Annotated in this window: 6 protein-coding genes; 5 read left to right on the top strand and 1 reads right to left on the bottom strand. The window is 33.3% G+C overall.

The genetic code is table 11. The features are described from left to right. Window positions 1-73 precede the first annotated feature (73 nt). The 3 genes from purL to AC061E_RS16285 all read left to right on the top strand — a co-directional run bounded on the left by purL (window position 74) and on the right by AC061E_RS16285 (window position 5,812). Window positions 74-3,574: a phosphoribosylformylglycinamidine synthase gene (gene purL / locus AC061E_RS16295; protein WP_478287201.1), complete on the top strand. Its 3,501-nt coding sequence runs from the start codon at window positions 74-76 to the stop codon at window positions 3,572-3,574. A 376-nt stretch (window positions 3,575-3,950) separates the two neighbouring features. Beyond that, window positions 3,951-4,835: a hypothetical protein gene (locus AC061E_RS16290; RefSeq protein ID WP_478287200.1), complete on the top strand. Its 885-nt coding sequence runs from the start codon at window positions 3,951-3,953 to the stop codon at window positions 4,833-4,835. 17 nt (window positions 4,836-4,852) lie between these two features. After that, window positions 4,853-5,812 (top strand): fasciclin domain-containing protein, encoded by a 960-nt coding sequence (locus AC061E_RS16285; protein WP_478287199.1) that lies wholly within the window; start codon window positions 4,853-4,855, stop codon window positions 5,810-5,812. 76 nt (window positions 5,813-5,888) lie between these two features. Here AC061E_RS16285 and AC061E_RS16280 read toward each other — a convergent pair whose 3' ends face one another. Then, complete coding sequence (locus AC061E_RS16280; RefSeq protein ID WP_478287198.1) at window positions 5,889-6,812, bottom strand: LysR family transcriptional regulator; 924 nt, start codon at window positions 6,810-6,812, stop codon at window positions 5,889-5,891. A gap of 476 nt (window positions 6,813-7,288) precedes the next feature. On the opposite strand from AC061E_RS16280, the gene AC061E_RS16275 reads away from it, so the two are divergent. Continuing rightward, window positions 7,289-9,064 (top strand): AMP-dependent synthetase/ligase, encoded by a 1,776-nt coding sequence (locus AC061E_RS16275; protein ID WP_478287197.1) that lies wholly within the window; start codon window positions 7,289-7,291, stop codon window positions 9,062-9,064. Between the two features lie 279 nt (window positions 9,065-9,343). Further along, a partial coding sequence (locus AC061E_RS16270) for a MarR family winged helix-turn-helix transcriptional regulator (RefSeq protein ID WP_478287196.1) occupies window positions 9,344-9,826 on the top strand: 483 nt, incomplete at its 3' end.

The following is a 9,826-nucleotide window of genomic DNA, read 5'->3' as shown; positions in this document are numbered from 1 at the left end:
TTTTTTTTTTTTTTTTTTTTTTTTTTTTTTTTTTTTTTTTTTTTTTTATTTTTTTGTTGGACCACGTGCTGCTATGATTACCCCATTGAGTACCAATGCAGTAGAAATCACCCAAAATATGGGGATTTCTGGAATTATTAGAATTGAAGAATTCGAAAAAGTATCAGCTAATTTCACTGATTTTGATCCGATGTTGCTTCAAAAATACGAGGAATTGCATCAAGACATTTTTACGATAAATATTGAACCTGAAGATATTTTAGAAATTGATGATATTGATGCATATAATAAACAAGAAGGTTTAGCTTTAAGTTTAGAAGAAGTTGAATATCTAGATAATTTAGCCACAAAATTAAGTAGAAAACTAACGGATTCTGAAATTTTTGCTTTCTCACAAGCCAATTCAGAACACTGTCGTCATAAAATTTTCAATGGAACTTTTTTGGTGGATGGAGAAGAAAAACCTACATCATTATTCAAATTAATTCGAAAAACATCTGAAACTAATCCAAACGATATTGTTTCAGCCTATAAAGACAACGTGGCTTTTGTTAAAGGTCCGAAAGTCACACAATTTGCACCCAAAAGCGCTGACAAACCTGATTTTTACGAAGAAAAAGAATTTGATTCTGTATTGTCTTTAAAAGCAGAAACGCACAATTTCCCAACAACAGTTGAGCCTTTCAACGGAGCTGCAACAGGTTCTGGAGGAGAAATTCGTGACCGATTGGCTGGTGGACAAGGTTCATTACCCTTAGCAGGAACCGCTGTTTATATGACTTCTTATTCAAGATTAACAAACAATCGCAAGTATGAAGGCGCCATGGAAGAACGTCCTTGGTTGTATCAAACACCAATGGATATTTTAATTAAAGCCTCAAATGGAGCTTCAGATTTTGGAAATAAATTTGGACAACCGTTAATTACTGGTTCAGTTTTAACATTCGAACACGAAGAAGAAAATCGCAAAATTGGTTACGATAAAGTAATCATGCAAGCGGGTGGAATTGGTTACGGAAAATTAGATCAAGCCATAAAAAAGAAACCACAAGAAGGTGATAAAATTGTCATTCTTGGTGGTGAAAATTATAGAATTGGAATGGGTGGAGCTGCAGTTTCATCAGCAGACACAGGTGCTTTTGGTTCAGGAATTGAACTAAATGCGATCCAACGTTCTAATCCAGAAATGCAAAAACGTGCCGCAAATGCTATTCGTGGTTTAGTGGAAAGTGATCACAATCCAATTGTTTCTATTCACGATCATGGTGCGGGTGGACATTTAAATTGTTTGTCAGAATTAGTAGAAGAAACAGGTGGATTAATCGATTTAGATAAATTACCAGTTGGAGATCCAACACTTTCAGCCAAAGAAATCATCGGAAACGAATCTCAAGAAAGAATGGGATTAGTAATTGGTGAGAAAGACATGGACATCTTACAAAGAATTGCGGATAGAGAACGTTCGCCAATGTATGAAGTGGGTGTAGTTACTAATGATCATAGATTTACATTCGAATCGAAATCTACTGGTTTAAAACCTATGGACTACGCTTTGGAAGACTTTTTCGGAAGTTCACCAAAAACTATCATGACAGATACAACAATTGCTAGAAATTACAGCAATTCAGAATATAACTCAAAAGAAATTCCAACCTATTTAGAGCAAGTTTTACAACTAGAAGCTGTAGCTTGTAAAGATTGGTTAACGAACAAAGTCGACCGTTGTGTAGGTGGAAAAGTTGCTAAACAACAATGCGCTGGACCGTTACAATTACCTTTAAACAATGTTGGTGTAATGGCTTTAGACTTCAAAGGAAAAGAAGGAATTGCCACTTCCATTGGCCACGCTCCTATTTCGTCTTTAATTGACCCAGTTGCTGGTACAAGAAATGCAATTGCAGAATCGCTTTCTAACTTAGTTTGGGCACCGTTAAAAGATGGTTTAGATTCGGTTTCTTTATCGGCAAACTGGATGTGGGCTTGTAAAAATGAAGGTGAAGATGCTCGTTTATATGAAGCGGTTCAAGCTTGTTCAGATTTTGCTATCGAATTAGGAATCAATATTCCAACCGGAAAAGATTCGCTTTCGATGAAACAAAAATATCCAAATGATGAAGTAATTGCACCAGGAACAGTGATTATTTCTGCAGCTGGAAATTGTTCAAATATTACGAAAGTTGTAGAGCCTGTTTTACAACGAAATGGTGGAAACATTTACTACTTAAACTTATCTCAAGATAGTTTCAAATTAGGAGGTTCTTCATTCAATCAAACGCAAAATAAAGTTGGAAATGAAACGCCAACTATCAAAAATGCGGCTTTCTTCAAAAATGCATTTAATACGTTACAAGATTTAATTAAAGATAGAAAAATCAAAGCCGGACACGATATCGGAAGTGGTGGCTTAATCACAACTTTATTAGAAATGTGTTTTGCAGATGTGAATTTAGGTGCGAATTTCGACTTAACTTCTATCAATGAAATCGATTCTACAAAATTATTATTTTCAGAAAACATTGCCGTTGTTTTCCAAGCGGAGGCTGAAGTAGAAGCTACATTTAAAGCGAATGGAGTAGAAATTTTCAATATTGGAACGGTAACGAATTCGGATACAATTTCTATTGTAAATCATGAAGATTCCTTTGAATTTTCTTCAAAAAAATATAGAGAAATTTGGTTTGAAACGTCTTTCTTATTAGATCAGAAACAAACTAAAAATGGAAAATCGCTTGAGCGTTATGAAAATTTCGCGAATCAACCTTTACAATTTACTTTCCCATCTCATTTTGATGGAAAGTTACCTGTAGTTTCCAACACTAACCGACCAAAAGCGGCGATTATTCGTGAAAAAGGAAGTAATTCAGAGCGTGAAATGGCTAACGCGATGTATTTAGCAGGTTTCGATGTTAAAGACGTTCACATGACGGATTTAATTTCAGGAAGAGAAACCTTGGAAGATATTCAATTTATTGGAGCTGTCGGAGGCTTTTCGAATTCAGATGTTTTAGGTTCGGCAAAAGGTTGGGCTGGAGCATTTTTATACAATGAAAAAGCAAATACGGCTTTGAAAAACTTCTTCAAAAGAGAAGACACTCTTTCTGTTGGAATTTGCAATGGTTGTCAGTTAATGATGGAATTAGAATTGATTACGCCAGAACATGAAGTGCATGGAAAAATGAAACATAACGATTCGCACAAACATGAAAGTGGTTTTACTTCTGTAAAAATTCAGAAAAACAATTCGGTAATGCTTTCTACTTTAGAAGGAACTACTTTAGGAGTTTGGATTTCTCATGGTGAAGGAAAATTCAATTTGCCATTAGCAGAAGAAAACTATCACATTGTGGCGAAATATGGTTATGAAGGCTATCCAGCTAATCCAAATGGATCGGACTACAACACGGCCATGATGTGCGACACTACAGGAAGACATTTAGTGATGATGCCACATATTGAACGTTCAACTTTCCCTTGGAACTGGGCTAATTATCCTAACAGAGATCAAAAAGACGAAGTTTCGCCTTGGTTAGAAGCGTTTGTAAATGCTAGAACTTGGATAGAAAATAAAAAATAAGTTATATTATTTTAGTTAAACTAACTTTTTAAAAGGCGCTTTTTTACAAAAGCGCCTTTTTTTATTCAATACTTTGTTGTTCGTTAATATTTTATTTTAAACTCAAATAGTAATAAATATGAACCAAACAAGGCTTAGTAGAGGATTTGATAGAATTTAATTACTCAAAACAACGCCCTAAAGGATTTATTTAAAATAAATAAAAATTAAGAAAGAGACTTTATGACGAAGGGTATAACCTTTAATTTAGCACTTATAACTTGTTGAAAAATTGATATTTTAAGAATAATTTCATTTTTTTTCAAAAAAACAAAACCAAAAGAGAAGTATCTCCGTAAATGACAAAAACAAAGTTAAACAATAAACAATAACCATTATGATTAAAAAACAAATAGTATTATTGCTTGCAGTAACTACACTAGGATGTGTAACCACTGCATTTTCACAAAGCCCAATTAGCGGTTTTATGCAAGGAAAAGGAAAGGGAAATGTTGCGCTTTCTTATAGTTTTGAGAAATATGATAATGTTTTTCTTGTTCCACAAGAAGTTGAGAGCGTTCCTGTTTTTAATGACGTAAAAATCACTAGCGCATCTATTTATGGGGTTTACGGAATTTCGGACCAAGTTGATGTTGTGATGGTTTTACCATACATCACAGCAACTGGTAATGCATCGCAAGAAGTATTGACAAACAATAACTTTGAAAATGAAAGAAAAGGTCTTCAAGATGTTTCAGTTTTTGTAAAGTACAGTCCGTTTTATTTTGATTTCGGAAAATCATCGCTACGTCTTATAGGAGCTTTGGGACTTAAAACACCGCTAGGAGATTACAACGTTAATGAGGGATTACAATCTATCATCGCTATTGGAAACCGTGCTACAACAGTAAGCACAACAGGTATGGCAATGTACATAACGAATTCGGGAATATTTGCATCTGCACAGTTTGCTGGAAATTTTGCATCAGATGAAGTTCCAAATTCATACTCAAGTGAAATAAAATTAGGATATGCAGCAAGTTTATTTTATGCTGATGCATTTATAGCCAACCAAACATCTACAAGCGGAGTTGATATCCTTGGACAGGGATTCACAGGTTTTTTCCCAAGTACACAAGTAAATTATACCAAAGTAGGATTAAATCTCTACACCCCTGTTACAAAAGAAGTAGGTGTTTCAGCAGGTGCAAGCACCGTAATTGAAGGTAGAAACGTTGGTAAAGCTACTGGTTTATACGGTGGTTTAGTATACAAATTTTAATAAAAACAGACAACAAAATGAAAAACGTAAACATAAAAAGCGTAGTAGTAGCACTAACTTTACTAGCTACATTGTCATCATGCGAGAATGATTATCAAGATGAAAAACCAAGTATTGCAGCCATTGCAGTAGCAAACGCAAATTTTAGTACTCTAGAAGGAGCCGCTATTCAAGGTGGAGTTGCAGGTGTATTAAGTAATAGTAATCCAAACGATCCATCAGGAAAATATACAGTCTTTGCTCCTACTAATGATGCTTTCGCAAAATTAGGGCTGGTAAATAGTGGAAGCCTTGGCGTTTTGCAAAACAGTTTTTTAACAAATACTTTATTGTACCACGTTTCAAACGGAAGTTTAATGGCAAACCAAATTATGGCTGGAGGTACATCTGCATCTGCATTAACCATTAACAGACGTTTTATTAGTAGAGGAAGCGATTTGTACATCAACGGATCAAAAATAATTCTTACTAACGTAGCAGCAAGTAATGGAACAGTACATGCTATTGATAAAGTTATGATTGCAACCGGAGTAAACATTGTAGACTCGGCAATATTACTTAAAGATTCTAAAGTTTTTAAATCACCAGAACTTACATTTTTAGTGCAAGCCGTTATTTCATCTGGACTAGCACCTACATTATCAAATCCTGCAAACAATTTCACTATTTATGCTCCAACAGATGCTGCATTCAAAGCTGCTGGATTTGCAACGATACAAGACGTAGCAAATGCTCCTCAAGCAGTTCTACAACAAGTTTTATTAAACCATGCTATTAGCGGAGGTAAATTTACATCAGAACAAACTGCAACAACAGCTACAACAGCTGGTGGTGGTACCTTAACATACAGCCCGTTCTTAAATGGAGTATTTACAGTAAAAAGTAATGGCAACACTATTCCTGCTAACATGGTTATTCCTGATATTCAATGTAGCAATGGTGTGGTACATATTATTGATAGAGTTTTACTACCATAAAAATTCAGAATCAATTTATAAAAAAATAGTCTTGCTTTTTGGTAAGGCTTTTTTTTTGGTTTAAGCCAAAAGAAGCTTAATATCCTTCAGACCAATTGAATTTTTCTTTAATAATGGTTGCTTTTTCTTGATCCAAATGCGCTAAAAATGCAGCCGCAACAGGCGCGTGTTTTTTACCTTTTAACCAAATAATACTCCAAGTTGTGGTTATAGGCAATCCTTTGAAAGGAATAATCTGAAGCTCTTTATTAGCCAATTCATTTTTTATCCCAATAAGAGGCATTATGGAACATCCTAAACCTGCAATTACAGCTTGTTTAACTGCTTCATTTGAGGTTAATTCCATTTTTTTAGGAATCATTACAGCATTTTTATCTATGAAACTTTCCATTAATTGGCGAGTTCCAGACCCTTTTTCTCTAAAAATAAGAGGAACTTCATCAAAAATAGCACTATCGCTTTTAAGTTTTGATTGATCAAAATTTGAATTAGCAACGAGATACAATTTATTTTGCAAAAGATCCAATCGTTCTACATTCAAATTAGTAGGTAAAACAGATACTAAAGCAAAATCTATTTCATTTTTTTCAAGACTACTTAAAACCATACTTTTATTGGTAACATCCATTTGAAGTTCAATACTAGAATGCAGTTTCATGAAATGAGACAAAAAATAAGGCATAACGTACTTACCAGTAGATACAACAGACACTTTTAATCTACCACTCAATTGCCCCTTAAAGGCTATTGTTTTATAGTTTATTGTCTCCACTTGGTTGATTATATTTTGAGCCACATCAGCAATTTCTTGTCCAAAATCACTGATATACAATCTTCTACCCACCACTTCAGTAAGAGGAATATCAAATTGATCTTGAAAATTTTTTAATTGAATAGAAACTGCGGGTTGAGTAAGATGCAACGCCTCGGCTGCTTTAGTAACACTTTTTGTTTGAACTACTTTAAGAAATATTTGGAGTTGGTGAAGTGTATAATTCATTTACATATTTTATAGTTATTATTACAAATATAAATAAAAACAAATGTATACTATCAGCTATCTTAGCAATAAATTAATTAAGAACTTTTAAGGAATTAGTATTTTAATTAAGTTATAATTAAACTGTAGTAGTTCGTTTTTTGATATTTTGAATTAGTACCCAAATACAGCAACGCCATTATTTCTTGATAGAATTATTTTCGCTTAATTATTAAACATTGATAATTAAGCGAATAATTCCTTCATAAACATAAATAAAAGCGAGCCACTGCTTTTTTTCACTGCTATCAATTTATGCTTAAAAAAATACGTCAAATACTACTTTCTGAATTCATTATAATCGTCAAAAGAGGTTGGAAACTTCAATTTTAGACTTTAAAACACAGATAATTATTAATTTTCACTATAAAATTTCTAATTTTAAAAATTTATCACTATTTTTTTTTTAATTTGCAATCCAAAACAATATTTCCCTAATGATAAACATCACCCGCCTCTTTGATTTCCCTTACTACCAACAAGAAAAATATACATCTATTTCAGATGCGTTGGTTACCAAACAAAATGGAGAATGGATCAAAACTTCTACACAAGAATACATTGCCAATGCTAATGCTATATCCCGTGCGTTGATCAAACTAGGAATTAAAAAAAATGATAAAATAGCCATCATATCTACCAATAACAGAACTGAATGGAACGTGATGGATATTGGTGTATTACAAACTGGGGCTCAAACTGTACCTATTTATCCTACCATATCCGAGGATGATTACGAATATATTTTAAACCACTCCGAGTCTCTTTACTGTTTTGTATCAGATAGTGAGGTTTTACGAAAACTGCTTTTGGTTCAAAAAAATGTTCCTACTCTAAAAGGAATTTATTCTTTCAATGAAATCGAAGGATGCGCTAACTGGAAAGAATTGCTAGTTTTAGGCGAAGACATGAGCCATCAAGATACAGTAGAGCAACGCAAAAATGATGTAAAATCAGAGGATTTAGCTACTATTATTTATACTTCTGGAACAACAGGAAGACCTAAAGGCGTAATGTTATCCCATCAAAATATAGTTTCTAATGTTTTAGACAGCGCCAAAAGAATTCCTTTTGAAGCAGGAAAAAGTAGAGCGTTGAGCTTCTTGCCTATTTGCCACATTTTTGAACGCATGATTCTCTATTTATACCAATATTATGGTGTATCCATCTATTTTGGAGAATCTATTGAGCGCATTAGTGATAACATCAAAGAGGTGCAACCTACTGTAATTACTGCCGTTCCTAGACTTCTTGAAAAAGTATATGATAAAATTTATGCCAAAGGAACAGAACTCACAGGAGTAAAGAAAAAACTTTTTTTCTGGGCTATTGATTTAGGTCTTGTTTATGAGCCTTACGGCAAAAATGGATTTTGGTATGAGTTCCAACTTAAAATTGCACGAAAACTAATTTTTAGCAAATGGAAAGAAGGTTTAGGCGGAAAACTTGACTTAATGGTATCTGGTAGTGCTGCTTTGCAACCTAGATTAGCCAGAATTTTTGCAGCAGCAGAAATCCCGGTTATGGAAGGATATGGACTAACGGAAACTTCACCTGTAATTTCTGTAAACGACATTAGAAATAAAGGTTTTAGAGTAGGAACAGTAGGTAAAGTTATTGATAATGTATCAGTAGTGATTGCGGAAGATGGTGAAATTCTTTGCAAAGGTCCTAATGTTATGATGGGTTATTACAAAGACCCTCAACTAACAAGCGAAGTAATTACAGATAATTACTTTCATACGGGTGACATAGGAGAATTTGACAAAGAAGGATTCTTGAAGATAACAGACCGTAAAAAAGAAATGTTTAAAACCTCAGGAGGAAAATATATTGCACCGCAACTAATTGAAAATACTATGAAACAATCCCGTTTTATTGAGCAAATCATGGTAATAGGTGACGGACAAAAAATGCCCGGAGCGTTCATCCAACCTAGTTTTGAATTCGTTAAAGAATGGGCTTTAATTCATAAAATTGATTTAGGAAGTAGTAATGAAGCCATCATAGCCAATGAAAAAGTAATAGAACGCATTCAGCAAGAAGTAGATACTTTAAATGAAAAATTCGGGAATTGGGAGAAAATAAAACGTTTTGAGCTTACCCCGAATGTATGGTCTATTGAAGGTGGAGAACTTACTCCTACCCTTAAATTAAAACGAAAAATAGTTTTACAAAAATATGCTGATTTATTTAATAAAATTTACAATTAATATAATGTCTTAAAACCTTATCAAGGAATTTAAATTAAAATATAATGTTACCCATTATCAGCCATAAGTTTTACTTGTGGCTTTTTTTCGGTCTAAAAATTAGGCTTTGTCTGGTTATAACAACATATAGACTACAACCCATTACAAGATACTTTACCTTATAAAGTTCTCATATTCAAGAATGTTTTTTTATATTTAATAAATTTTTAATAAAAAAAATACTTTTATTATGCGTGCATAGTATTTTTTTTATTATATTTGAAATCGATATAGTTTCCCATGAAAGATAAAACAATAGATTACATTTTAAGAGCAACATGGCAAGCAGTCGCCAGAATGTATAATGAAGAAGCATCAAAATATGATGCAAGTATGGCAACAGGTTTTGCATTACTGAGCATAGATAAAGAGGGAGGTACTCCATCAACTTCATTAGGACCTAAAATGGGAATGGAAGCCACAAGCTTAACTAGAACTCTTAAATCCATGGAGGAAAAAGGCTTGATTATTCGCAAGAAAAACCCAGAGGATGGTCGTGGAGTATTGATTTACTTAACAGAATTTGGAAAAGAAAAAAGAGAACTTTCGAAAAATACAGTTCTGAAATTTAATGATGCTGTACGCAAATCAATTTCTGAAGAAAAACTACAACACTTTATTGAAGTTGCTGATATTATTAACGAATTAATTGTAGAAAAAAACATTTTCAACAACAACAACAACAACAACAACAACAACAACAACAACAACAACAACAACAAC

Source organism: Flavobacterium sp. GNP011 (assembly GCF_056428925.1).
The sequence above is the reverse complement of the archived record's forward strand: the minus strand, read 5'-3'. Positions and strand labels throughout refer to the sequence as shown.

Coding starts and splice junctions, on each gene's coding strand:
- purL (WP_478287201.1), top strand. CDS start 74: ATGATTACCCCATTGAGTACCAATGCAGTAGAAATCACCCAAAATATG.
- AC061E_RS16290 (WP_478287200.1), top strand. CDS start 3,951: ATGATTAAAAAACAAATAGTATTATTGCTTGCAGTAACTACACTAGGA.
- AC061E_RS16285 (WP_478287199.1), top strand. CDS start 4,853: ATGAAAAACGTAAACATAAAAAGCGTAGTAGTAGCACTAACTTTACTA.
- AC061E_RS16280 (WP_478287198.1), bottom strand. CDS start 6,812: ATGAATTATACACTTCACCAACTCCAAATATTTCTTAAAGTAGTTCAA.
- AC061E_RS16275 (WP_478287197.1), top strand. CDS start 7,289: ATGATAAACATCACCCGCCTCTTTGATTTCCCTTACTACCAACAAGAA.